At 61.4% G+C, this 25,067-nt stretch carries 21 protein-coding genes; 16 read left to right on the top strand and 5 right to left on the bottom strand.

Going from position 1 to position 25,067, the window contains the following annotated elements; translation table 11 throughout:
• Positions 1-106 precede the first annotated feature (106 nt).
• The 3 genes from M1105_RS07805 (at position 107) to M1105_RS07795 (ending at position 1,762) form a co-directional block, all read left to right on the top strand.
• Positions 107-388 (top strand): hypothetical protein, encoded by a 282-nt coding sequence (locus M1105_RS07805; RefSeq protein ID WP_249579787.1) that lies wholly within the window; start codon positions 107-109, stop codon positions 386-388.
• Between the two features lie 288 nt (positions 389-676).
• Positions 677-1,045, top strand: a complete 369-nt coding sequence (locus M1105_RS07800; RefSeq protein ID WP_249579786.1) for a tetratricopeptide repeat protein — start codon at positions 677-679, stop codon at positions 1,043-1,045.
• Between the two features lie 363 nt (positions 1,046-1,408).
• Positions 1,409-1,762, top strand: a complete 354-nt coding sequence (locus tag M1105_RS07795) for a hypothetical protein (protein ID WP_249579785.1) — start codon at positions 1,409-1,411, stop codon at positions 1,760-1,762.
• Positions 1,763-1,845: 83 nt separating this feature from the next.
• Here the strand turns inward: M1105_RS07795 and M1105_RS07790 are convergent, their stop codons facing one another.
• Positions 1,846-2,427 carry a YjbF family lipoprotein gene (locus M1105_RS07790; protein WP_249579784.1) on the bottom strand — a complete coding sequence of 194 codons (582 nt, stop codon included), beginning with the start codon at positions 2,425-2,427 and terminating at the stop codon, positions 1,846-1,848.
• 122 nt (positions 2,428-2,549) lie between these two features.
• On the bottom strand, positions 2,550-5,042 hold the full coding sequence (locus tag M1105_RS07785; protein WP_249579783.1) for a YjbH domain-containing protein: 2,493 nt from the start codon (positions 5,040-5,042) through the stop codon (positions 2,550-2,552).
• Between the two features lie 332 nt (positions 5,043-5,374).
• Between M1105_RS07785 and M1105_RS07780 the strand changes: the two genes are divergently transcribed.
• The 5 genes from M1105_RS07780 (at position 5,375) to M1105_RS07760 (ending at position 11,819) form a co-directional block, all read left to right on the top strand.
• The gene (locus tag M1105_RS07780) at positions 5,375-6,757 is read left to right on the top strand and encodes a polysaccharide biosynthesis/export family protein (protein WP_249579782.1); all 1,383 of its coding nucleotides are present in this window, start codon (positions 5,375-5,377) and stop codon (positions 6,755-6,757) included.
• Positions 6,758-7,019: 262 nt separating this feature from the next.
• The gene (locus M1105_RS07775; protein ID WP_249579781.1) at positions 7,020-7,565 is read left to right on the top strand and encodes a hypothetical protein; all 546 of its coding nucleotides are present in this window, start codon (positions 7,020-7,022) and stop codon (positions 7,563-7,565) included.
• A 72-nt stretch (positions 7,566-7,637) separates the two neighbouring features.
• Positions 7,638-9,932 carry a CHASE2 domain-containing protein gene (locus M1105_RS07770; protein ID WP_249579780.1) on the top strand — a complete coding sequence of 765 codons (2,295 nt, stop codon included), beginning with the start codon at positions 7,638-7,640 and terminating at the stop codon, positions 9,930-9,932.
• A 311-nt stretch (positions 9,933-10,243) separates the two neighbouring features.
• Positions 10,244-10,759 carry a FecR family protein gene (locus M1105_RS07765; RefSeq protein ID WP_249579779.1) on the top strand — a complete coding sequence of 172 codons (516 nt, stop codon included), beginning with the start codon at positions 10,244-10,246 and terminating at the stop codon, positions 10,757-10,759.
• Positions 10,760-11,276: 517 nt separating this feature from the next.
• Positions 11,277-11,819, top strand: a complete 543-nt coding sequence (locus M1105_RS07760; protein WP_249579778.1) for a transcriptional activator RfaH — start codon at positions 11,277-11,279, stop codon at positions 11,817-11,819.
• Between the two features lie 306 nt (positions 11,820-12,125).
• Here M1105_RS07760 and M1105_RS07755 read toward each other — a convergent pair whose 3' ends face one another.
• The 3 genes from M1105_RS07755 to M1105_RS07745 form a co-directional block, all read right to left on the bottom strand.
• The gene (locus tag M1105_RS07755; protein ID WP_249579777.1) at positions 12,126-13,055 is read right to left on the bottom strand and encodes a nucleotidyltransferase family protein; all 930 of its coding nucleotides are present in this window, start codon (positions 13,053-13,055) and stop codon (positions 12,126-12,128) included.
• A gap of 605 nt (positions 13,056-13,660) precedes the next feature.
• The gene (locus M1105_RS07750) at positions 13,661-14,587 is read right to left on the bottom strand and encodes a phosphoenolpyruvate carboxykinase (ATP) (RefSeq protein ID WP_249579776.1); all 927 of its coding nucleotides are present in this window, start codon (positions 14,585-14,587) and stop codon (positions 13,661-13,663) included.
• A gap of 82 nt (positions 14,588-14,669) precedes the next feature.
• The gene (locus M1105_RS07745) at positions 14,670-16,892 is read right to left on the bottom strand and encodes a GumC family protein (protein WP_264759555.1); all 2,223 of its coding nucleotides are present in this window, start codon (positions 16,890-16,892) and stop codon (positions 14,670-14,672) included.
• Positions 16,893-17,524: 632 nt separating this feature from the next.
• On the opposite strand from M1105_RS07745, the gene M1105_RS07740 reads away from it, so the two are divergent.
• The 8 genes from M1105_RS07740 to M1105_RS07705 all read left to right on the top strand — a co-directional run bounded on the left by M1105_RS07740 (position 17,525) and on the right by M1105_RS07705 (position 25,067).
• Positions 17,525-17,869 carry a MarR family EPS-associated transcriptional regulator gene (locus M1105_RS07740; RefSeq protein ID WP_264759554.1) on the top strand — a complete coding sequence of 115 codons (345 nt, stop codon included), beginning with the start codon at positions 17,525-17,527 and terminating at the stop codon, positions 17,867-17,869.
• A gap of 78 nt (positions 17,870-17,947) precedes the next feature.
• On the top strand, positions 17,948-18,961 hold the full coding sequence (gene galE, locus M1105_RS07735; protein WP_249579773.1) for a UDP-glucose 4-epimerase GalE: 1,014 nt from the start codon (positions 17,948-17,950) through the stop codon (positions 18,959-18,961).
• Complete coding sequence (locus M1105_RS07730; protein ID WP_249579772.1) at positions 18,961-19,800, top strand: ABC transporter permease; 840 nt, start codon at positions 18,961-18,963, stop codon at positions 19,798-19,800. Before galE ends, M1105_RS07730 begins: the two co-directional genes overlap by 1 nt.
• A complete protein-coding gene (locus tag M1105_RS07725) occupies positions 19,800-21,053 on the top strand; it encodes an ABC transporter ATP-binding protein (RefSeq protein WP_249579771.1) in 1,254 nt (417 codons plus the stop codon). The genes M1105_RS07730 and M1105_RS07725 overlap by 1 nt, the downstream gene beginning before the upstream one ends.
• A gap of 174 nt (positions 21,054-21,227) precedes the next feature.
• Positions 21,228-22,109 carry a hypothetical protein gene (locus tag M1105_RS07720; RefSeq protein WP_249579770.1) on the top strand — a complete coding sequence of 294 codons (882 nt, stop codon included), beginning with the start codon at positions 21,228-21,230 and terminating at the stop codon, positions 22,107-22,109.
• On the top strand, positions 22,106-22,972 hold the full coding sequence (locus tag M1105_RS07715) for an O-methyltransferase (RefSeq protein ID WP_249579769.1): 867 nt from the start codon (positions 22,106-22,108) through the stop codon (positions 22,970-22,972). Before M1105_RS07720 ends, M1105_RS07715 begins: the two co-directional genes overlap by 4 nt.
• A gap of 98 nt (positions 22,973-23,070) precedes the next feature.
• A complete protein-coding gene (locus tag M1105_RS07710) occupies positions 23,071-23,961 on the top strand; it encodes a putative nucleotide-diphospho-sugar transferase (protein WP_249579768.1) in 891 nt (296 codons plus the stop codon).
• The gene (locus M1105_RS07705) at positions 23,958-25,067 is read left to right on the top strand and encodes a glycosyltransferase (protein WP_249580158.1); all 1,110 of its coding nucleotides are present in this window, start codon (positions 23,958-23,960) and stop codon (positions 25,065-25,067) included. Before M1105_RS07710 ends, M1105_RS07705 begins: the two co-directional genes overlap by 4 nt.

The raw sequence follows: 25,067 nt of genomic DNA, 5'->3' as shown, positions 1-25,067 counted from the left end.
TGCCCATAGCGCAGCCGATGTCGGTTTCTTTGACTCGGTGAGCAACTGGTCGCGAAGGCGGCGCAACGGTCGCCACGCTTGGGTGGAAGCGGAGTGGGAGCGAGCAATGAAAAACGGTAAAGTCCCGCGAACGCGCGGACGGCTGATCACGGTCAGGACGACGGAGATCGCCTCTCAAGTTGTGATCGTGACTGTCCTGGTGCTTTTCGCCGTGCTGAACTTCGCGCCGGCGTCCGAGCCTTCGAAGCCGCCTGCTGGCGCCCACGCGGTCCTTGGCGCCGATAACCGGTTCTCTGCTTTTTCGCCTTCAATCTCGACCGTGAACGCGCCCGAAACTCGGCTTTCGGACGCCGAGGCTTCTCGCTCGCGTGTCGCTCTGAACCACTGAGCTTGATCCTCTCCGAAGCGATGCTGCCGCACCTCGCGGTGTCGGGCTCGATTTGTCGGGTGAGTTCAGGGTGTGCGCACGAGTTGCTCTCGGGCCGGCGGCGGTGACGCAGAAATGCGATCAGGATCGTGCCAGCCTCACGCCATTGGAAAATGCTGGCGCCGCTTGCGCATCCGTTCGGGATGCTGACTGTCATTTTGTCAGAGACTTGAGGTAGCGTTCTATCGTTCGGCTGCCTTAAGCTTGCCGACACTGCGCCCGACGGATCGGGCGGAACGGGAGGTTGTCATGCGCCGCTTCGCCGCAATCGCGTTTCTGACGCTCGGTCTCGCCTTGCCGGGATGTGCTTCGCAGCGGAGCCGGGATCTCGAAGCGGGCTGGGAGTTGATGCAGGCCCAGAACTACACGGCAGCGCGCGACAAATACATCGAGATCCTTGCGGAGAATCCGAACGAGCCCTTCGCGCTCCTGAATCTCGGTGTCGCCTACCATAATCTCGGGGAATATGATCTCGCGCGACAGAACTATGAAGCGGCGATCGAGCATGGCAAGAATGCCGAGGTCACACGCGTCGTTGAGGAAGGCAGTGTGAAGACGACGGCCACGACCGTCGCCGACAAGGGTCGTGACAACCTGGCACTCCTCCCGAAGCGTTGATCAGCGCATGTTTTCCGTGCGAGCGCCCGGGCGAACCGGTCGGGCTCTGAACGCACGGAAGCCGCTGCCCCCGCATCCGTTGCCAGATGGGTCAGGAAGGGCGCTCCACGTTGCGATCCCGCACTCTCCGTCATGCCTCGACGACAATCGTGGCAGACGGATGGAAGTATGAAGCAAGGGTTTTTCGTATCGAGGCCAAGACCTTTGCCACCGCGCCGAGGTTGCTGCCGCTAAGGCGGATGCGCCGCAGATTGTCCCAAAATGGCCTAAAAGTGTTGCCAATCTACATTTTGGCGGCGTGAGAACGTTGCTTTATGTGTCACGAAATGCTCTGGGTGAGATGTAGGGGTGCGAAGGGAGACCATGCGGCGCAGGTTGGTATTGGTCGTGGCGGTCTGTTCCGGGATCCTCGGAACTGCCGAAGAGGCTGCGAGCTTGAGCTTTGCGGAGTTCGATGGAATTCCAGATTGGCGGCGGGAGAGCTTCATCTCAACTGTCTTGCACTATTACTACTACAACTACCTGCAAGACCCGGCCATGGTCGCCACGGCGAACTGCATGACCGATCTCGATCGGGAAGTTGCGGCTGACGGCAACCCGTATCTGCTTTCCGTCATCCTGCGGGATCTCCGCAGCCCCGCGTTCGACGGGGCTGCGAACAATTCGGTCGAAGGCGTCATCAAGGCCATCATTGATCGTGAATGCGCGACGCGCTAGGCGCGCGTCCCGAAGCGATGCGCGGGCACTGACGGGCGGCGTGCGCTCGAGCGCGCCTTTGCCGAGGGTGGCATCCGTCAGCGCTACGAGCTGGAATAGGGTCGAATGACCTCGATCGTGAGGTGGCCGAGCCTCGGACCGGCCCACTGTCGCGATTTCCAGATGAAGCCCGTTCCCGCGTCGATCCAGTAGGTGTTGGTGATCGCGCGGCGCACATTTCTGCATGTTTCCACCACCCGCACGAGGTCGTAGGGGATCTCGACGATCTCGATCGGTTCGCGGCCCTGGGGCTGCATCACGCATTTGAGCACGATCGAGTAGGGCCCGAGGTCGCGCTGCGAGAACTGATACTCCCGCCAAACCTCCGAGGGCCACAACGCCAGCGGCGTCGCGTGAGCGATCGGGTCTCGCGCATCGTGGCGAACCCCCTCGAGATCAAAGCCGACCGCCACGATGCCGGCGAGAGCGCCGCCGAACACCCTCACCGAGTTGCCCGCCGTGTCGCGGTAGTCGAGATATCCGCCATTGTCGGCAAGCGGAACGAGGTAGGCGGGCGCGCTCTCGTCCGTCGCCACGGAAATCGTCGCGTAGGGAATCTCGTTGAGTCGGGCCCGGCTGACCGTCGGTGCTTGGGCGCCCGCGTCGGTCGTGGCCAGTGTCGACACGAGCGTGTCTCCGATGCGTGTGAATGTCCCGGGGCCGCCGCTCGAACACCCCGTCAGTGCGGCCAGGAGCACTGCCATGGGTGCCCGGCGAAGGCGCCGTAGGTGAGGTTCGAGGCACCAGGTCACTTCCAGAAGCCCTGCCAGCTTTCGCGCAACTCTGCGCGCCCCATATCCTGCACGATCGGATAGAGGCGGTTCGAGACGATCAGGCGCTGTCCGCCATCCCGGGTCACCGGGCGCACGATGGTCGAAATCGTCGATCGCGTCTCGAAGGGCAGCGTCCAGTTGAGCGGGATCGTGAGGATGAGCCCCTTGTCGAAGCTGCCTTCACCGAACTCGGAAAAGGGCACATCGGTGAATGTCGCGAAAGCGCCAAGTTCCCATCCGTTGGGGAACCGCCGCTTCACCGTCAGCGTGCCGCCCCAGTCTCGGGCCAGGTAACGTCCGGCGTCGACTTGCACGCTCACCCCGTACCATCCGGTGTCCCAGTAAAGGCTCGCGTGGCCCGTGAAGACGTCGTAGTCGCGAAAGCCGAAGAGCTGGTCGTAATCCCGCTGCTTGACCCAGTTCATTTCGAGGCCGAGCCCCCAGCTCTGCTCAACCGGTTGCCAGAGCAGTTCGCCGCTCACCCCGCCGAACATGCCCTCGAGCAGGCCAACGGACAGGCGCCCGTAAATGTCCGCGTCGAGCTTCGTCAGGTAGTCGCCGGTGAATCTCTCGATGCCCGGATCGCCTTCGCGCAGGTAAAGGGCGTTGTCCGACCGGACGCGCGGCAGAACCGAGTCGCTCACGAGCTCGATTTGGTCGAGGTTCCCGATGATCCGTTTGGCCACACTCGCATTGGCGCTGAGCCCCGGGACCAACTCCAGCCCGCCGCTCACGACGCCGTCGAGGTCTGCACGCAGCGGCGAGTCCGGATCGAAATAGTTGACCCGCACGGCAGGATCGACTGACCAGTAGGGGCGCGGAAACAGATCCATGGTGCGCCCAACATCGCGCCAGTCCCGTGGCTCGGTGTCCTGGACACGGGCCGACAACCAGACGGCGCGCGCGGCATCCGGCCGTCCGACCTGGTCTTCCAGCGACGAGCGCTGGATCATCACGCTGACGACCGGGAGGCTGTTCTCCACCGGGATGATCTCGAACAGCTCGACCGATGGCGGCATCACGGCCGCAAGAGCGCGCGCGGTGCGCCCGATCGCGCGCGGCATGGCGCGGAACTTCTGGTTCTCGATGTAGACCGAGACCTCTCGCGCCTTGAGTTCGATGCCGAAGAGCCCGATCCGGTCGGCGTCAAGAGCGACCACAAGCTGCTCGACGATCTCTTGCCGGCCAGCCTCGTCGTCATACCAGTCGGTCGGGTAATCCGCGCCTTTCCGGACCTCCGCACGCACGGCGTCCTGACCTGCCTGGCGCAGTGCCACGGTGCAGACGGGTGTGCCGTCGGCGTGGCGAAACGTTACCGCATCGATGACGCCGTATTCGGCGTCGATCGCCTTCGCGGCCTCGGCCGGGCAAACGTAATCCGCCGCACTTGGAAGTGTCGCCGTCGCCCAGCGCAGTCCGTTGCGCCCGGTCTCGACTTCAACGCGTTCGACTCCGCTGTCCGAGTAGCGCAGCATTGCCGGAGCGCCCGTCAGTATTTCGCGCAATTCACCAAGTTGGGGCGCCGCCACGGCAGGGTCGGGGGCTGGGCGAGGTTGAACCGGCCGTCCCGCCGGCTCGTCGTCGAAGTCCAGGAGCGGCCGGAACGGGTTTGCACTGATGGTCACGCGCACGCCATACGTGGAGCCGTACATGTAGTATGCGCCGACCTCGATGCCTTCCAGGGGCCGGTACTCTGCCCCGAAGTTCAAGGGAATGTTTGGCTTGAAGTTCCCCGGGCCGCCTTCCCGGGTGTACTCGTCATCGCTGTATTCGGCCTTGAGCGAGAGCCCGTCGAGCGGCGTTCGCCAGGAGAGGCCGCCGAAGAACCCCATGTCTTCACCGGAGAAGAAATCGCCGAAATTGACCGTGCCGCCGGTATCGGCCGGCCCGGCGCGCGTGCAGAAGGTGTTGTTGTCGAAACAGAGCGGGTTCCCGACAGCATTGGTTCCTGCGAAACGTCCCCAGCCGACGCCACCGGTGATCGCCAGGTCTCCGTCCAAGACGTGTTTCGTTCCCGCGAAGTATTCGCCCGAGTAGATGCCCGTGCCAAGGAAATCCTGGAAGCCGAGGACCACCGAGGGCCACTCGGGGCCCTCTCTGATCAGCCGGAACTTCACGTCGAAGCTGCGATCGTAGAGCGTTCCGCCAGGTCCGAAGAAGTCGTCGAGGATCGAGTAGCGAAAGGCAGCCTCCACCCCGGGAAAGATCTGCGCCGAGAGCGTGTTGCGCAGAAAGCCTCCAAAAAATCCCGATGTGAATGACAGTTGCGCATCGGGCTGCATGTCTGCACTCGGCACGTCGATGAGGCCTGTCATGCCGTTGATGTTGTGCGTCGGGCGCGGTGGCATCGCCGGCTCCTCGCCGCGTGCCTCTCGCGCGGCAAGCAGGACGAGCGCGAGAACCACGGCGAAGCGCGTCACCGACGCGCCATGGAACGCTCCGAGCGAATGCAGACGACCCCGGCCCAAGGGCTCCCTCCCAAACACGTGGCAACACTACATTTCGGGGTCTGGGCCAGCAAGCACCTGGGCCGCAGGCGATCGGACGGCAGGCCGTCGTTCTGCCGGAGTGGCACAGAACAAAACTCGGCTTCCTGGGCGTCCCTCTGTCCGACCAAGGGAGCGAAATGCCCAAAGAGCCCCGTGCCTTGCGTGCCGCAGCGCTCGGTCCCGGTGCGGATGTGACCGAATGACGGCAGGCGGCCCGGGAGTCCGGTGCTCGAGGAACTCTCGCTTAACCGCAACCTCGTGAGATGGTAAGAGAACTCTCAGTGACCGTGATCAGTCGACCGGGGGCTCTCATGCGGCTGCAGGCCGGGCTTATTTGCGCGTTCGTTTTTGGATCGACGGGGTGCGGCGTCATCTACACGGTTCCGAAGGTCAGTGAGGGGAAGAACGCGCCGTTCTATCAGACGGATCTCGATGTGCAGGTCGTGCCGCTGACCTACGAGACCGCCGCTGCCGCAAACCTCGAACCGTATATCCCTCCGCGTCTGCCGACAGCCTTCCAGCCGAATGCTGCGGAGTCGGTGCGTCTGGCGTCCTATGGAACTGCCCGCCCGCTGCCGGCGCCGACGGCTCGAAGAGCGACCCGCCCCGATCCCGTGGTCGACCGGATTCCGCCGCAGATCGATCCCGGACCTTACCGCATTGGCATGGGGGACGTGCTTCTGATCAGCGTGAGTTCGGAGGGCACGACCATTGCCGGCCTGCCGGCGCTGATCGCCTCGCAGTCCAAGCGCGAGGGCTACACCGTCCAGGACGATGGCGCGATTGCCGTGCCCGATGTCGGTCGCATCGGTGTGGCCGGCATGACGCTGAAAGATGCCGAGGAAGCGATCTTCAAGGCGCTCGTCGCCGCCGGTGTCCGGCCGGCCTTCACTCTGGAAGTCGCCGAGTTCAATTCCCGCCGCGTCTCCATCGGAGGCATGGTGGGCTCGCCGTCCCTGGTTCCGATCACCTTGCAGCCGCTCAGTCTCGAAGTGGCCTTGAACATTGCCGGCGGCGTCGTTGCTCAGGATCCTGAGGTCACGAAGATCCAGATTTTTCGCGGTGGCGAGATCTACCAGATCGGTCTTCAGACATATCTCAGCAATCCCGGCCTCGGTAAGTTGCTGCTGCTGGACGGCGACAGCATCTATGTTGGCTTCCCGCCCGATCTTGCGGGCGAGGCGGAGCGCTATTTCCAGGAGCAGTTGCTTCTGCGCGGTCAGGAACTGGCGGAAATCGACCGCCGCAAGGCGATCGAGGACGAGATCGAGGCAAAGCTCGCGCGCGACCGTGCCCTCTTCAACGAGCGTCTGGAGCTTGGGGCGGTGCAGCGTCCTTACGCCTTCATCGCGGGCGAGCTGGGCAACGCTGAGGTGGAGCTGCCCTTCGAGGGATACATGAGCCTCTCCAATGTCCTCCTGGGCGGGGGAGGGCGATTGAACCTCGCTACCGCGGATTACGCGAAGATCTATGTGCTGCGCCGATCGACCGATCCCGCGCGGGTTGGCGGTGTCACGGCCTATCATCTCGATGCGGAGAACGCGGCCAACCTGGTGGTCGCCGCCGATTTTCGCATGCGCCCCAATGATCTCGTCTTTGTCTCATCGCAGCTCGTGACCGATTGGAACCGGGCCCTGAGCCAGCTCACCCCGTCCTTCTTCCTGCAGTTCCCGAGCCAGGTGGCCGCCTTCTGACGCCCGGTCGGATGGCGCGGATGTCGCTTTTTGACGTGGCTCGGTGAAGTCCGGATTCGGCATCAATGGAGATGCCGCTGGAAAACAATTCGCCGTGGGGATACGTTTGGATGCTGAAAGGCACTTAGCCATTGGAGCCGGAATGTCTTCTGAGCGTCCGAGCTGTCTGATTTTTCGTGCTTCCCTTGGCGCGTCATCATCTTGGTGCCTCGGCGTGCTCCCGGCTTGCTTTCGACGCCCGTCTCGAACCGTCGTCGGCGCTGTGACCGCTGCCGCGCTCGCCCTCTCGGTGCTCGCGCCGGGCCCCACATTGGCACAGGAAACGCTCGCCGCCGTGACCCAGGGGGACGCACGCACGCCGGGTCCGCAGGCCGGTGCCAGTGAGGAAGAGCGCTGCAAGTATATCCGCGCCGTCAAGGGGGACACGCCTTTCGTCCTCGATGAGGATGAGTACCAGACCTCTGACGTCGACCCCTTCTATCTCACCCGCAATGACACGCACTTGCCCGACGATTTCAAGGCGCCGGCAGACAGGCGCGCGCGCTGCCTTTCGGGCTTCGGCGTGGCGATCGATCCTGGCAGTGCCGCCTCCGCCGCGGGCGCGGCGAGCGGTGCGGCGACCGGGGTGCCGGGCGGCGCAGCTGCGGCGGGGTCGGGCTTCGCCGCGGCCGGCGCGATCGGGGCGATTTCTCTTCCGGTCATCGCGGCCGCGGTCGTGATACCGGCAGCCGTCATCGGCGCTGTCGTGGCAACATCTGGTAGCGGCTCCTCCGCCATACGTACGACGGGGAGCCCTCCCAGCGAATGACCGGGACGCGGACGTGGTGTTTTCCATCTGCCGCGCATGTGATGTGCGAGCACATCTGACGCGTAAGCTTGGATGAAGGGCGGTTTTTTTTTGGTGCTGCGGAGCAGGAAGAACAGGTCGACGGAGGATGGCGGGCAGAAACCGCGCAACGCCCGCTGGAAGCGATTTGTCAGCTACCATCTCAGCATCATCCTCATAAGCCTCGTCGCGATCTCGGGCCTGATCACGCTTCGCATCCTCGACCCTTTCGTTGTCCGGGAAGCCCGGCAAACGGCCTTCGATCTTCTGCAGCGGGCCGAGCCGCGCACCTATATCGATGCACCGATCAAGATCGTCGATATCGACGAGCCATCGCTCGAAAAGCTCGGCCAGTGGCCCTGGCCGCGTGACCAGTTGGCGGAGCTGGTCGACCGGTTGCACGCTGCAGGTGCGGCAGTTGTCGCTTTCGACTTCCTGTTCGTCGAGCCCGATCGCATGACCTCGAGCGGTCTGCGCCCGGAGGTGCCGGGGCCGGTGCTGCGTTCGAGCGAAGGCGGCAACGTCACGATCAGCGAGCTCAGCAACGACGAGATCTTCGCCGATGCCTTGCGCCGCGGCAACGTGGTCCTGGGTTTCGGCTCATCTCCCCAGGTGACCGGCGCGCCGCCCGTGAAGGCCGGCTTCGCGTTTACCGGCGACGATCCCGCCCCCTACATCACCAAACTGCCGGGCGGCGCGCGCCTGTTGCCGGTTCTCGCGGAGGCCGCGGCAGGGGTGGGATCGGTCAATCTGAGGGCCGATAACTCGGCACAAGCCGTCAGGGTCGTCCAGCTTCTCTGGTCCGACGGCGAGGATCTCTATCCCAGCCTGATCACGGAATCCCTGCGGATCGCGCAGGGGGCGCAGACCTATGTCGTGCATGCCGATGAAGGCGCCGGGCGCGTGCAGTCCCTGCGGATCGGGGCGTTCGATGTCCCGACCGGCCCGCGCGGCGAGGTGATTCTCTACTACACCAAGTACCGGCCCGACCGGTATGTCAGCGCCGCGGACATCTTCGACAACGAACGCCTGACCGCGCTGGTGCCCGATCTTTCCGGCAAGATCGTCCTCATTGGCACCTCGGCGACAGGGCTTTTCGATCTTCACCGGACTGCGCTTGGACAAACCGTGCCCGGTGTCGAGATGCATGCCCAGGCGATGGAACAGATCATCCAGCAGCAGTTCCTCGTCAGGAAGGACTGGACGCGCACCGCCGAACTCCTCGCGATGCTCATCGCCTGCCTCGCGGTGAGCCTCGCAACGATCTTCGGCACGGCACAGACGGCACTCCTCGTGGGCGCGGCGATCTCGGCCGTCATTTCCTTCGGGATCTGGTACGCCTTTCGGGATCTTGGCGTCCTCGTCGATTTCAGCTTCCCGCTCGGGAGCGGCCTGGCTGTCTGGTTCATCGTGACCGTCTTCCGCTATATCGTGACGGACCGGGAGAAGCGCGGCATCCGAACGGCGTTCAGCCGCTATGTTCATCCCGAGGTCCTCAAGGATATCGAGCGAAACTACAGCCAGGTGCAACTCGGGGGCGAGAACTGCGAGCTGACCGTGATGTTCACGGACGTGCGGAACTTCACGCCTTTGAGCGAGCGGCTTGCGCCCGAAGAGGTGGTGAGCTTTCTGAACCGCCTGCTGAGCAGGCTCGGCGCCGAGATCGCGGAAGAGGCCGGCGTGATCGACAAGTTCATTGGCGACGCGGTGATGGCCTTCTGGAACGCGCCGCTGCGCCAGCCGGATCATTGCAGGCGCGCCTGCGCCGCCGCCTTGAAGATGCGCTCGGCCGTGCAAGGGATGAACGCCGACCAGTCCTTCGGGTTGCCGGAGCACGTGGCCCGGGACGGGCCAATCGAGATCGGCGTCGGCATCAACACCGGTCCCGCTTGCGTCGGCAATGTCGGCTCGGCCGAGCGCTTCAACTACTCGGCCATCGGCGATGCCGTCAATGTCGCAGCGCGGGTTGAGTCGGCGTGCAAGGAGGTCGGGTATGATCTCGTTGTTTGCCGCTCGACGGCCGAGCAGGTGCCCGATTTCGCCTTCCTTGAGGCCGGAGGCGTCGCGCTCAAGGGGAAGACCGATCGTGTCAGCCTCATGGTGCTGGTCGGCGATGAGACTGTCAGCGCCTCTGCGGATTTTGCCGAGTTGCGGGAGAAGCATGCTCGTCTGATCGAGGCCCTCGGTCGAAACGATCCCCCGTCGATCGAGCGGGCCCTCGAGGACTGTCGGCCTCTCGCGCGACGTTTCGGCCCGAAGCTTGTCGAGTTCATCAACAAGATGCCGACGCGGATGGAGGACTTTGCGGCGCCCGAGGCAGTCGAGCTGGAACTCGTCCCGGCCGGTTGATCTCCGGCCGGTTCCCTGCGGTGATCGGGGGGGGGCATGGCACCGATCTGGTGCGGGTCGCCTGCAATGCGTGGTGGGCTGCGGGGACCCCTGCGCTCCAAGATCGAGGTCGGCGCAAGACAACCCCCGCGTGCGGCGCAGCATCAATGTTCTAGAATGGCGTGACGCCTGATGATATAAGGTGATGAACGAGTTTGACGTGAATGAGGCGCATGGGGGGCGGGGGCTGTGACGCGGGCTGCGACATCGTCCAGGCGTGGAATTTGCAGCAGGCCGCGTCTCAGATCGCAAACGAATGAGAGTATTTGAGTATGAAGCGCATCCTCGTCGTCTTCCTTGCCGCCTTGGCCATCCTCACCGAGGCCGGTATCGCCGAAGCCGAACTCATCGGTGAGGCGGTGGCTGTGGTGGACAATGCCACCACCGAGGGCACCGTGGGACAGCAGCCGCTCAAGACGGGCATGCAAGTGTCCCTTGGCGACCGCGTGACAACCGACGGGAATGGCGAGGTCGCGTTCCGCTTCAAGGACGGAACGCGCATGGTGGTCGGCCCCAATTCCAGCCTGATCCTGGACTCCTTCGTCTTCCGCGGCCGGGCGGCCGACAACCAGTTCGTCGTTCGGGCCTTCAGTGGCGCCTTCCGCTTCATCACCGGCGGCGGTCAGAAGGACGCCTACCTGATCCAGACGCCCGCGGCGACGATCGGTGTGCGGGGCACCATCTTTGATTTCGCCGTGACCCCGGGTGAAACCAACCTGCTCCTGCTTGAGGGCGGTGCGAGTGTGTGCGGCATCAACGGAGAGTGCACTCTGGCCGACGCACAGTAGGGGCTCCGGGAGTTTGGCCCGCGGCTGCGAAGACCTGCTTGAGCGCGGCCGGATTTCGCCGCGCACATGGTGGAACCCGGCAAAATTGATGCGAGAGCGCTCTCTCCGGCGTTTGGCGCGGCGGTCGCGCTCGCGCTCGCGTCAGTCGTTGCGGCCTGACCATGAGAATTCCGGACGATACCTCGGACGCGCCAACTGCCCGAAGGCGCACCGAAGATCGTCGGGCTCTGGGTCGTTGGGGAGCAGCGGGGAGACCGGCCCGTGATCGGAGCGTCGAGCCCGCGACGGCAGTCATCATCCCGAGGCGGGGCATAATGGGCGGAAATCAATCTCTCGATCGGGTCCGCTGCGGCCCGGGCGAACGTGTCATGGCGGACGAGAAGGCAGTTGCCGTGACAGGTCAAGTGGGCCGGGGCAGAGCGCTTGCGACGACGCCGGAACAGCAGGCCCGCCGACTGACTTCGCGAAGGCCACGAATGGCTTTCGGCGTCGCGCAGGCAGCCTGGGGGAGAAGGGGATGAAGCCGGGCAGCGACAAGGAGCCGGATGGGACCGATCCGCGCTGGTACGTGGTGCGCAGCAAGCCGCACAAGGAGAGCTTTGCCGGGGCAAACCTCGAGAACCAGGGATTTCAGGTCTTTCTGCCGAAGCTGCTCAAGACCGTGCGCCACGCGCGCCGTACACGCGAGGTCCGTGTCGCTCTCTTCCCCCGCTATCTTTTCGTGAGGCTGGACCTCGCCAGCGGCCCTTGGCGCGCAGTCATGGGGACCTACGGCGTGGCCCAGCTGGTGACGGATGGATCGTTCCCGATTGCCGCGCCTCGCGGCCTTGTCGAGGGCCTGATCGCGGCCGCAGACCGGGCGGGCATCGTTGACCTCACGCGTGAACTCCGTCCGGGGCAGGCGGTCGAACTCCTCACCGGCCCACTGGCTGGGCAGGTCGGACGCCTCGTGGCCCTCGACGGAGCGGGCCGCGCGCGGGTTCTGCTCGAACTTCTCGGGGCCCGACGGGAGATTGCGGTGCCGTCATCCGAACTGGCGCCAACCGGTGGCAGAGAGTGAGTTTGACCGCCGCAAGTTGCCAAGGCGCGGTGGACGGCCAAGCGTTGACCACGCCGCAGACGCAAGCCGCCGAAGCACGTGGCGCGTCATGCCGTGAACGAGATGTGCCTCCAGGAGCGCCAGGCGCGACGCCTCGCGAGAGACATGATTGAGCCCGACGCTCGCCGTCGCCGGCGTCGGAGAGCCCGGGGGCAATCACTGGAGGCCCACGATGGGGCTCTCGAGCGCTGTCCTTGCGCAACATCTGGTGTTATCGCGCAAGGCTCGCGCGCGCGGGGCGCGGTTGGGTGTGATCACAGAGAACGATCACACCCGGCGAGCCAATGGCCGCATCGCATAGCGCACGGTGCCGCGCAGGAAATGCGCCAGCTGGATCGGGAAGCGCGGCGCGTTGTCAAAGGCGCGATTGAGCTCGACGCTTGCCCTGATCGGGTTCGGCCAGCGCGCCGCGATCTCCCTGGGAAGATGGCGGGGCGCGAGCCGATAAATCTCGGAGAGTCTCATGCGTTGACCGTCCATTTGCTCGCCTCGGTTGAGCGCGGCTCTCACAGTCTTGAGCAGCCAGGCCGGCGGGTCGACGTCGCGCACCATGTCAGGGAGGGCCGCGGCACGATCGCGCGACAGGAGTTGCTCTGCAAGCCGCACCGCGCAGGCGACCCAGCCCCGGACGATCGGGTCATGGCCAAGCGCGCGTTGCCAATCGAAGGTCTCGGTGCAGGCCGCGACGATGGCAGCAACGTCCTCGAGTGGACGGCGATGCACGCCACCATCGATCACGAAATGCATGGCGCAAATCCGCAGATGATGCTCGGGGCAGGGAACCAGGATACGCGCCTGCCCGCCAACGCGCAGCTCCTGCGCCTGAGCAAACACTTCGTCGACCTCGAGCCGATACTTTGCAAGATGTCGATGCAGATCGACCATCACGCCCAGGTGCGGCGCGCCGGCGGCGATGTGAAGGTTGACGGTTCCGTCTTCCAGTTCCGTCGCGGCCCGAGCGGCCGGAGGCACGAGTGTCTCGAGTGCTCTGCGAACAGCACTGAACTCTCTGGGCATTGCGCAGATGTCGATATCGCCCATCGCCCGCTCGTCCGGGCGGTCGTAGAACTGCGCAACGGTCCAGCCCTTGAAGAAAAGAGGTCTGAGGCCTTCGGCATCGAGGAAAGTGGCGACCGCTGCCAGGATGGCTTCGCGTTTCGCGAGCGCAAAAAGATCCGCGTGCCGATCCGCACTCAAGGCTATTGGCACGTCACCTTGGGCAGTTTCACGGGGCAATCCGGGTAACCTGGAAGCGACTGACATCCGTCAGGGATACACTGGAAGGGGTCGCCGCAACTTCCGTCCGGATTCCGTGGCTTCGAGCAAATCAATCCATCCGGACAGCAATTGTTTTGGTCGCATGGGATCCCCTGAACCTCGATGCAAGCTCGAACCGATACCGCCGCAGCGGGGCTCGGAGTCAAAATCGTCGTCACGAATGGGATGGCCGCGGCGGCAGTGAGGCCGGCATTTCGCATGAGCTCGCGGCGCGACGGCCTCGACCCTCGTGCCATCCGAAATGCACCCGAGTTCTCAAGAAGGTTGGCACGCGCAAGTCCATCGAGAGCCGCGTTTACAAGCTTGACGTCCTGCCCGATCTCCGCAGCGATCTGTCTCGCGTCTCTCGTGCCGTCGCAGAGCTGGAACACGGCACTCGCTGATTCGCTCAGGGCGCTCGCACGATCGGTCGCAATTTCGTAGACGACGATCTCCTTGCCGGCAGGCTGAACGATCAGACCTTCGGTCCGGACCATGGGAGTGTTCTGTGTTTCCGTCAACGTGAACTCCCTGAACGCATTGCGTCACGCGACGCGATCGATCATTCGCAAGATCTTGCCCGCTGCCTCCGCCGCCTCTCCGCGCGAGGTTCGCACGACGCGCGCCTGATCCGAGATCGATGCCATGGTCTCCATCGACTTTTCCGGCGTCGATTGTACGGCGACCGTATTCGAAAGCAAGGCAAGCGCGCCCTGGCCCGAGGAAAGCAGCTGCGGCCGCCAGCGCGCGCCTTCCTTGTAGCGCGTCATGATCACGAGCCCAACCGGTGCGGGCGCCTTCGCCTGTCGGCCGCCAAGATCCTCCACCGGGATTAGCCGCGCCTCGAGGCTTCCTTTTGTCTTGACGGCAAGGGGTTTCGGGTAGGGATGAACCTGTCCGTCAGGATCGATCACGGCATAGTCGTCCGAGAAATACTCAGCACCGGCTTTCACGAGCTCCTGGATGAGCGTCGTCTTCCCACTCTGGGTTGGCCCTGGCACGACGATCGCGCGGCCCTTCCACGCGACCACGCCGGCATGAACGAAAACGCCCTCCCGCGCTGCATGCGCCAGGACGATTGGAAGCCATGTATCGAAACCGTTGAGGAGGTCCTCCGGCTTGCGCGACCTCACCACCGGCGAGTGGTTCTGATAGAGCATGTTGAAGGTTCGAACCCGGGAGTTCGGCTTCTTTCCGCCACGGATCGCCGAGAACACGCAGTCGACGACCTCACCATCATATGGCCGGGCGACCGAGGGCACGTAGCTCTGAAGTTGCTCGAGCAGTTCGATACTTTCCGAGCGGACCGCGATCCGCGCTCCGAAACACTCGAACGCAAAATGATGCGGCCATTCGAGCTTGTTCAGGTTGTCATAACACGGCGTATGCGAATGCTCCGAGAGCGCTGGCGCGGGCGTGTCATGCTGGATGTCAAACTTGAGCTGACGGGGCATCTGACAGTTCATCGTCATTCAGTTCTTTCCGGGTGCCTGCCTGTCACGCGTTTCACGGAGCAGTCTCCTGTGGTCCGGTGATCAACGGCCGTTCGGCGCGTCATGCCGAGTAATACTTCCCCAAGCCGTAACCACGCGTACCGTAACCGTAGTATCCATATATATCCATCCGCTTCGGATCGACGCGCGTCAGCGCGAGAACCGAGACATGCACGTGCGCCTGGCTCAGTGAACCAAGTCCGGTTTTCACCATGCGCCTGGACGTCTTGTTCCAGCGGACGGCGTAGACGGTGGCGTCTGCATGCTGGGCGAGAACGCGCGCGTCCGGCACGGCGAGAACAGGTGGAGTGTCGAGCACGACGAGATCGTATTGCTCGCGCGCGTCCGACAGGAACCGCGCGAACTGGTCCGACTCGAAGAGATCCACGGGCGTGACCTTACCCCCCTCGGCGAGCACCACGTGCAGACCTGTCCGCTGGTCGATGATGCGAGCGTCTTCGAAGCTGCTGGCGCCGCTCAGGATGCTCACGAGCCCCTGTTTGCCGGTCGTGTCGAAGAATTTGCTCAGAACGCGCCGGCGCAGGTCCGCGTCCACGAGGAGAACCCGCTTGCCTGAAAGTGCCGTCGTCTGCGCAAGGGCGGCGGCCAGAACGCTCTTGCCCTCTTCAGGAACTGACGACGTCACGAGCACCACTTTCGGCGTGACATCGACATTCGAGAGCTGGATCGCCGTGCGTAGATTTCTCACGGCTTCGCCAAGCCTCGAGCCTGGTTTTTCCACGATCTCCTCGAGCACCGCCTTCGCGTGACGCGATGGCCCGTTCGGAATGACGCTGATCACCGAATGCCCGCTCACCGCCTCGAGCTCCTCCGGCGAACGGATGCTCGTCCGAATGGCGTTCAAGGCGAGAACGAGAATAATGGCGAGGCCGATCCCCTTCAGGCCCCCTTTCAAGGAGTCTCTCGTCTTGTTCGTGAAGATTGGCCTGCCCAGTCCATGTGCCAGCGTCAAAACACTGACGTCCGATCGCTGCGTACCCTGTCGGACAGACATCTCCTTCAGCCGGCCGAGAAACGATTCATAGATCACCCGGGCGGCGTCCGCCTCGCGTTTCAATTGCTGCAAGGTGATCAGGTCGGAGGACTGCGCGCTGACCTGTGCAGCGAGCTCTGTGACGGCGGCCGCGAGGTCGCGCGCACGGCCCTCTAGGCGTTCTGCCTGAGAGCCCAGCGAGACGATCAGTTGCGCGAAGAGTGCATCGAACTCGGGAAGAGCGTTCTCGGCTGGATCATCTCGGCTGAGGCCCCGCGCCAGACGCTGAAGCTCCGGGTCGGTTGCGGCGCGGGCGATACCTGGGAAATCGTCATTTCTCCTGAGTTCCTCGAGGCTGGAGATCTGCTTGCGCAACCGCTCGGCGGTCTCCCAAAGCTCCGCCTCCTGGTCGCGCATTGCCTTCAATTGAAGCCTGCCTGCAACGAGAGCCTCCTCCCCGAGGAGCGACGCGTCAGCCGCAAAATCGGCGACTTTCCCCTCTGCCGTTTCGAGTTCGACTTTCAGTTCGGCGACACGCTCACCAAGCCAGACGATCGATTCTTCGATCTCGTTGAAACTTCTTTCGCGCTGCGAGGCCACGTACTCCTGCGCCACGGCGTTGACAATCGCTGGCGCCATCTCTGGTGACAGCGTTTGGGCAGAGATGAGGAAGACGTACGAGCCTTCGAGATTGCGCGTCGAGACCACACCGCGAAGCGCGCTCACGGCGGCTGATTCCGCCGCTTCCGGGGAGCCCAGTGCTGGAGTGAAGGAGGGCCGCGGCGGCGCATCCCGGAAGGGTTCGGTCACGGTTGTGAAGAGCTTCTCGAGCGTCGAAGCCGACGTTGCCTGCGGTGGCGGTGGAATCGACGGATTGAATTCCCAGTGGTTCTGGAGCTCGAGGGACTGGACCACGCGTCGCAGCAGATCTTCGGATTGCAGGCTGCGCAACTCGGTGTTGATGCTGGCTGTGCTGAAGAGGTAACTGCGGACCGGATTTCGCATCCCGGTGGGGTCCTGAACGTCGCCGACGTTCAGGATCACTTGCGCCGAAGCCGTGTAACGGGGCACCTGCTTCGACACCTCCCAGGCAGCGAACGCTGTGCCAATCAGCCCGCAAAGCAGGATGAACCACTTCTTCATCCACAGGAGATGAAGGATTGCACGAATGTCAAAGCCGTCTGTTTCGCCCTCAGGCGGCGGTGCGGCAGATGGCGCCCTGTCACCGGCGCCCCACGCGGGTGGAGAGCGCTTCGGCTCTCGCCAAGGGTCATTGGGCTTTAAGTTCAACGGTACACTGCCTTCTGGACCATTGCGGCAACTGCCGCTGTTACGCTACGCATGCCAAGTTTTTCTTTCGCTCAACGGCGTTGCAAGATCCTTCGGAAAACGCCGAACGCCTCGCGTGCGCCCGTGTCGCATCGATCCTAGGGGGCGATCTTACGCCATTTGGACCCTAATCTCGGCGACTTATCACTCAGTCTTGATCATGCCGCATATCGGTCGGCTCCACAACTCCTGCCGCTGCGTGAGCGATGCATGCGGAGGCTCGGGCCACGCTGTTGCAGGTGCGCTTCCATCTGCCGCGCAGGAGTTCCTGTGAGGTGTCCAATCCCCATCAGGATGCTTGGAATTTGCATAATGGCCCGCTGTCGGCGCGGATTGATGTGGAGGGATTATCAATGGACGAGTCTTCTACCCGTTCGACAGGGCATCCCCAAGGCGCGCGTCTACATGAAAGGGCCAGCCCGTGGCCGTTCGCAAGCTTGTCCTTCTTGTCACTTGCTCGCGTGGCCACTTGGCGATAGCGTTCAAATATGAACGCTCTTTCGAGCGTGCCGTTGCGAGAATCCTCGAGGGGCGCCGAGTCACCCCCCGTGCGGTAGCTTTGTCCCCACGCTCGGGCATCACGCTCTCACGAATTGTCCAACAATAACGACGATATCAGGTTCCGGATCTTGCGCCTGATCGAGCAGAATCCGGAGATCTCGCAGCGACAGCTCTCGCGAGAAGTGGGGATCAGCCTGGGCAAGCTAAACTATTGCATACAGGCGCTGGTCGAGAAGGGTGAGGTCAAGATCAGGAACTTCCGGGTGTCGCCCAACAAGCTTCAGTATGCCTATCTCCTCACGCCCGCCGGAATAGCCGCAAAAGCCAGCCTCACGGCGGGGTTTCTGCGCCGGAAGCAAGCCGAATATGATGCGCTGAAAGCGGAGATCGAGGAGCTGTCGAGGGAACTCAAGCAGGATCGGGCTTCCTGTGATTGAGTGTTCGGGCATTGCTCCTTGTAGCGCATCCCAAATCGGTATGAATTTTCTGCTACTATTGGCCCCCTCCGCGCAGGTATGACATTGAAAATTTTAGTGACGGGCGGCGCAGGATATATCGGAAGCCACTGCTGCAAGCTCTTGGCGAAACAAGGATACGCTCCCATCGTTTACGACAACCTTAGCACCGGTCATAGGGGCTTCGTACAGTGGGGCAAGCTCGTCGAAGGTGACATCCGTGATAAGGCGCGTCTTGAAGCCGTCCTTGCTGCTGAGCAGCCTGTCGCGGTCATGCATTTTGCTGCACTCGCTCTGGTAGGGGAGTCGGTTTGCCATCCAGAGCGTTACTGGAGCGTCAACGGCGCGGGAACTTATGCGCTTCTTGAAGCGATGCGCAAAACAGATTGTAACAATCTGATCTTCTCCTCTACATGCGCGATTTATGGCAAGCCCGACAAGTTGCCAATTGACGAGGGAGCTCCGAAAGTCCCGATCAATCCTTACGGCGCTTCGAAACTAACAGCCGAAATGATGATGGAGAGTTTTGATCGTGCCCATGGGCTTAGATCGGTCAGGCTTCGATACTTCAACGCTGCGGGAGCAGATCCGGACTGCGATGTTGGAGAAGACCATGAGTCGGAGACGCATCTCATCCCTCTAATTCTCGACGTAGCACTCGGAAGGCGGCCCGAGATCTCCGTCTTCGGCAATGATTATCCTACACCAGATGGGACTGCGATCCGAGACTATGTGCACGTCCTCGATATTGCGGAGGCACATATTGCGGCGCTTGATCATCTGATTGCAGGTGGCGAGACAATCGCCTTGAATTTGGGCACTGGCCGCGGAGCGTCCGTTTCAGAGGTGGTGGCGGCCGTAGAGTCGGTCACCGGATGTTTGATTAATAAAGTCCACGTCCCTCGCCGCCCGGGAGACCCACATGAACTGTGGGCAGATCCGATGCTTGCAGAAGAGAAGCTGAAGTGGAGAGCACAGAAGCCACTCGAGATTGCCGTCGAAGATGCGTGGCGATGGCACCAGATGCGATTTGGAAAAGAAGTATGCAAGGAAGGGGGAGGTAGGCGCATGTGATGAGGAGAGAGACCCTAATTCTCGAGCCCGGGCGGGCTGAAAAGGAGTACTGGCGCGATCTTTGGCGTTATCGTGAGTTGTTCTTCATGTTCGCGTGGCGGGACATCGCCGCTCGCTATAAGCAGACGGTGGTGGGCGTTCTTTGGGCCGTGCTGCAACCTTTGCTGACGATGATCGTGATGACGCTGGTATTCAGCAATCTGGCGGGGCTACCATCGGAAGGTGCGGCACCTTATGCGATTATGGTCTACGCGGCGATGTTGCCGTGGCAGTTCTTCGCAAACTCGCTTTCTGCATCCGGCAACTCGCTTGTTGGCAATGCGCCCCTGATCTCAAAAGTTTATTTCCCGCGGTTGGTGATCCCGATCGCTTCGGTTATCACGTCCTTTATCGACTTCCTGATCGCGTTCTCGATTCTGATTGCGCTGATGCTGATCTACCAGTTTTGGCCTAGCTGGCGCATGATGACGCTGCCAATCTTCACCGCACTCGCGTTTCTATCAGCGCTCGGACCGGGACTATTGCTGGCGTCAATCAACGTGAAGTATCGCGATTTCCGTTACGTAATCCCCTTCATCATTCAGTTCGGTCTCTACATATCTCCTATCGGCTTCTCCACCACGGTAGTGCGAGAGAAATTGGGAGAGACGCTCTTCTTATTTTATGCTCTCAACCCTATGGTCGGTGTAATTGACGGCTTTCGCTGGGCAATCCTAGGCGGCGAGAGCACTGTCTATTGGCCAGGGCTGCTCATTTCGCTCACAGCGACGATCACTCTGCTTTTGATCGGTATCGATCGTTTCAAGCGTGCCGAGAGAACCTTCGCCGACGTGATTTGATGGACGGCATTGCCATCCGTGTGGACAGCCTCGGTAAGGCATACCAGATCCGTCATGGGGCGGAGGTGCGAGATCGGCGCTTGAGTGAAATGCTGACCGATGAGTTTCAACGTTGGTTTCGACGCGGCGGCGACAGGCAATCCACCCTTGAGACGTTTTGGGCACTTCGGGACCTCTCGTTCGAGGTCCGTGAGGGGGAGGTTCTGGGAATCATCGGCCGTAATGGTGCTGGTAAATCGACGCTACTGAAGATTCTCTCCCGCATCACTGACCCCACCAATGGGCGTGTGGAAATCCGCGGCCGGGTTGCATCTCTGCTAGAAGTTGGAACTGGATTTCATCCAGAGCTGACTGGTAGAGAGAACATCTTTTTGAATGGTGCGATTCTTGGCATGAAATTTGGCGAGATTCGACGTAAATTCGATGAGATCGTGGAGTTTTCCGGCGTCGAAAGATTTCTTGATACCCCAGTGAAGCGATACTCTTCAGGTATGTATGTTCGTCTCGCATTTGCGGTGGCTGCGCATCTTGAACCCGATATCTTGTTGGTTGATGAGGTGCTTGCGGTTGGGGATGCTGAATTCCAAAAGCGCTGCCTCGGCAAGATGCAGTCTATCGCTGGAGGAGGGCGCACTGTCATATTTGTCAGCCATCAACTCCCATCAGTAGTAAGGCTATGCGAGAAGGCGTTGCTGATCGAAGGAGGACAGATCAGGACCAGTGGAAAACCCGAGGAAGTCATATCAGTCTATCGCGGCGCGGGAACCTCCGAAGCGATCAATGTGCATCTTCCACCGGACCCCAAGAAGTATGTACAGCTAACGCGTGTCGCGATCGAAAATGATGACTCAGCGAATGGCGACTTACCACTTTCACTCGATCGACCAATTCTAGTAAGGGTCCGCTTGACGGCAATTGAACCATCGCGAGAGCTCGCGCTCTCTTTTGCACTTCTCACCACTGAAGGTACGGTGGTCTTTGCCTCGAACTCTCCTAACGCTGGAGCAGATGTGTCGTTTGCCGAGCCGGGAGAGCGGGAAGTTCTGCTGACTTTTCCCGGCGGGCAGCTCCTGAATCGAGAGTTTGTTTGTCGCATTGCGTTATGGAGCCAGTCCGATGGCATTTTGGATGAGTATGAGACGGCTCCGGTGTCCTTCGTCGCACGCGAGACTCAGCGCTTACCGGTCCAACTCAACGGCCTGGTCGCGGGGCAAATTGGGTGGCAGGTCATGGAACCAGTTTGCCAAGTTTGAAGCGATATAAATGATTAATCAGGTGCACTAATCTTGGTATCTTTCGGGCGTTTTCGTGGAAGAAAGCCTCCATATCAGGCGCGGGAGGCCAGGGCCGATAAGATCAATGCCCGCTGTATTCAACCGCAGCTGAATCCTTGTTGAGCTTATCTGCTTGATGGTGAGTGTGTGTTCATGTGGTTGAAAAAAGATTTATCCACACTGAGACGTATTCGCACCTCGCTTGCCTTCCGTCTGCTTGGACAAGATGGCATTGCCGCGCTCGTTCAGAGCGATGGGCCGTCGCTTCGGGCTGTTCGCGCAAGAGTGGCCGCCGAGATTGACAAGCGCTTGGGAAGTACGGTTGCTTACGGGCCCTTCAGGGGACTAAAGCTCGCTCCCGCGAAGGGTTGGAATAGCTTGGACCGCGCGGGTTTGCTTTTGGCGATTTACGAGCGCGAACTCTTGGAGCATCTTGCGGCAGCCTGTTCGGTGCCGAGGCCGTTCGTAAATGTCGGCGCCGCCGATGGCTACTATGTGGTTGGTGCGCTTTGGGCAGGATGGTGCGACCGAGCGGTCGCTTTCGAGACATCGCCTGACCGCCGCGCACTGATCGCTGAGACTGCTGCTCTGAATGGCGTTAGCGATCGTCTTACGATCCTTGGACAAGCCGGCGACGACATGGTTGATGCAGCGAGTCAGTCCCTCGAGGGGGGGGGCGGGGCCGTCTGGCTAATAGACGTGGAGGGGGCCGAGTTCTCGCTCTTAAATGACTTTGTTCTTGGAAAACTTCGGGATGCGACGCTCGTTGTTGAAGTCCATCGTTGGGCCGACCCTTCGGGCGAGGCGCGAGAGCGTCTGTGGACCAGGGCACGTGCATTCGACCGCGTTGCGTTTGGGACGGGGGCGCGCGACCCATTCTGCTTCGAGGAACTTGCCGATTGCAGCGACGATGAGCGCTGGCTCGTATGTTCGGAGCGACGCCGCATGCCAGGGCTCTGGTGGCAATTAACCGGCCCGGCCGCCCCGCACCACCGGCCTATTGATGGGGTCGGCGTGGATGCCTTGACTAGATGAGCACCCTTCACGAGAACGTCCTCGCGGCGAATGGCGCGATGCCCATCGAGGTTTATGATGCCCTTTATGAGTTTGCGCGCGCGCACGCTCCCATGAATGCGCTCGAAATCGGCACAGGGCACGGTGCGTCGGCAATTGCCTTCACCATGGGCGCTAGTTTAGCAACTCCGGAGTTTAAGCTTATAACGATCGATCGGCTCGAGGATGACCGCTTTAGTGGGGAGCCATCTTCTCGCACCAAGTTTGGCGCACGGGAAGCGAACCGCCGGATTGTCGAAAGGAATTTCGCGCGCGCGGAACTTTCGCATGCAATTGCTCTCTTCGTCGGGACAAGTGAGGAAGTGATAGCATCCTCACAGCTGCCAACCCGTCTCGATGCATTATTGATAGACGCGGACGGTCGCTTCGATCGGGATCTCCTACTCTTCCGTGAACGGATTACGGAAGGTGCGCTCGTGGTCATCGACGATGTTGCAGGGCCCCCAAAGATCACGCACGCAGAGGGAGAGGCGCGCTGGCTCGATCTAAAGCACATTATCTCTGCACGGCTTCTCGAAGCCTATGTCGCCGAAGGATTCCTTGAAGAGGATTGCCGCGTGTCGTCCACGGCGTTCTGTTTCGCGCGCAAAGTTTCGCAGTGGAACATTGATCGCCTGTCAGCGATTGCGCTCGAATGCTATCGCACAATAGTGTTCACGAAGCTTGATAGTTCAACTATCGTTAAGTGGGCGATGGCCGAGCCGCAGCACTTTGAGGAGGCTGTTCTGGGGCGAAGATTACTCTCACATTTCAGAGTTCCGCTCCGTGCCGCCCGCGCCCTAAAGCGTCATGTATCTCTAGCACAAGCCAAGTTGAGAATGTGAAATATCTCTACGTTCTCACATCCGATGGTCCTAGCCGGTATGTCCGGATGACGGCTATTTCAGCACATTCAGTTCGGGCATGGGACGCGAGTGCGCACGTGACGCTTCTGACCGATGCGAGCTCGTTGCCGGGGCTCTCTGCGATCGAAGGAGGGTTCGACGACATCGTCGTTGCAGAAGCCCCTGATGCTGAGGCGCGTGTGAGGAGCCGCCACCTCAAGACAAAGGCGCGCCATTTTGTGAACGGCCATTTCCTTTTCCTCGATAGTGACACGATTGTATGCGGCGATCTCTCTCCCCTTACGGCCAAGACCGCTGACCTTGCCGCTGTCGCAGACCAGCATCGGAATACGCCTGCTCTCGTAGATTTAGAGGAAGAGGTCTTTAAGGCCTGCGGTTGGCGGCCACCGAGGCGAGTATCTCTGAACTCTGGGGTAGTCTATTGGCGTGACACATCCGCGGCCCATGCGCTGGCGGCCTCTTGGCATGAAAAATGGCAGACGTGCTGGCATGTGACCGGTCGGCACAACGACCAGCAGGCGCTAAACAGCGCGATTGAAGATGGCAATGCGACCGTCATCGAGCTTGCCGCCGATTACAATGCTCAGCTCGGGCTAAGGCCGGAGAAGGCCTTTGACGCCCGAATTTGGCATATTTTTGCCAGCGACAGGGGGCGTGTGCCGACGTTTCGGACTGTGTTTGATCGCTATTGGAACTGCGATGCACCAATAGAACTATCTGAATTATCGCGACTCTTTTCACGGCCTCATCCATTCTCTGTACGGGGACCTTTAGACGCACTCGTGGTGAGCCTCCTTTCTCGCAGGCGATCCGAGGCCAACCTTCCGTTCGATGACTGGCGGCGGTTATGGCTTGCCGGAGATCGGATCAGCGCTTTTAAAGCGCTGGGCAGAGTCGCACGATTCGCCGCTCGACAGCGGCTTAAAGAGTTCGTCAAGCGGTGGACGGCTGGGGCTTGGCATCCATGACGCGGGAGCCAGCCGACAAACCCGAGATTGGCACCTCTGTTGTAATTTGCACCTATAATGGCGGGCGACGGATTGCGAGAGTTCTTTCCGCACTTGTCTCGCAGGTGGGACAGCGCCCGTTCGAGGTCATCCTCGTCGACAATTGTTCTACCGATGGGGTGAGTGAAATCGCTCGCGATTTTTGGGATCGCGCCGGCCGATCCTGCATACCCTTGCATGTCGTGCGCGAGGCGCAACAAGGTCTCAGCTACGCTCGCCATCGCGGCGCCCTTGAGGCAAAATACGAACTGGTACTCTTCTGTGACGATGACAATCTGTTATGCCCCGGCTACGTGGATGAGGCTGCTCGGCTCATGGATGATCCGCGCTTTGCGGCCGTCGGCGGACCAGGTATCCCAGTTTTTGAGACCGATCCGCCTAGCTACGTCTTTTCGCGCATCGGTTTCTGGGCTTGCGGTGATCGTTACGGAGCATCTGATGAGGTAGGGGCGGAGCACGTCGTGGTGTCGGATAATGACCCTCGAAATCTTTTCGGCGCAGGACTAACCGTCCGTCGTGCGGACATTCTGAATCTCTTTGCTTTATCTGGATTTCCAGTACTGACTGACCGTTCGGGAGGGGCGCTTTCGGGTGGAAACGACTGCGAAATCTGTTTTATGCTGGCGATTTCCGGCGGAATGCTTGTTTATTCGGAAAAACTTCGCTTTCAGCACATAATCCCCCCTGAGAGACTAACGCACAGCTACCTTAATCGGCTTATCACGGAAGGGGGAGCGGGCCGCAAGTATTGGCAGTGCTTAGCCGATTGCCTAATTGTTCGCCGCGGAGGTGATGATTCTCTACGGCCAATTTCGATCCTGAGAGTAATTATGGGGCTGCTGACTGGGAGCCGCGACCGACGCAGGATTTTCCGCTTAGCGCTTCGTCTTGGTCTCACCGCTGCAATGAACAAAACTGAGCGGCTAGCCCGTAAAATGGCACGCAGCGCCGAAGCATTACCGCGTGCTCGACCTGTGGCACCTCGTTCCGTTACACTCTCGACGCGCGTTAGCGGAATCGAGGTGTCGGCCGCAGATCACGCTGTTCCGGCCCCGCGCAATAGCTAA

Source organism: Thermohalobaculum sediminis (genome assembly GCF_023487995.1).
GTDB lineage: Bacteria > Pseudomonadota > Alphaproteobacteria > Rhodobacterales > Rhodobacteraceae > Thermohalobaculum > Thermohalobaculum sediminis.
This window is presented reverse-complemented; position numbering and strand designations above follow the sequence as displayed.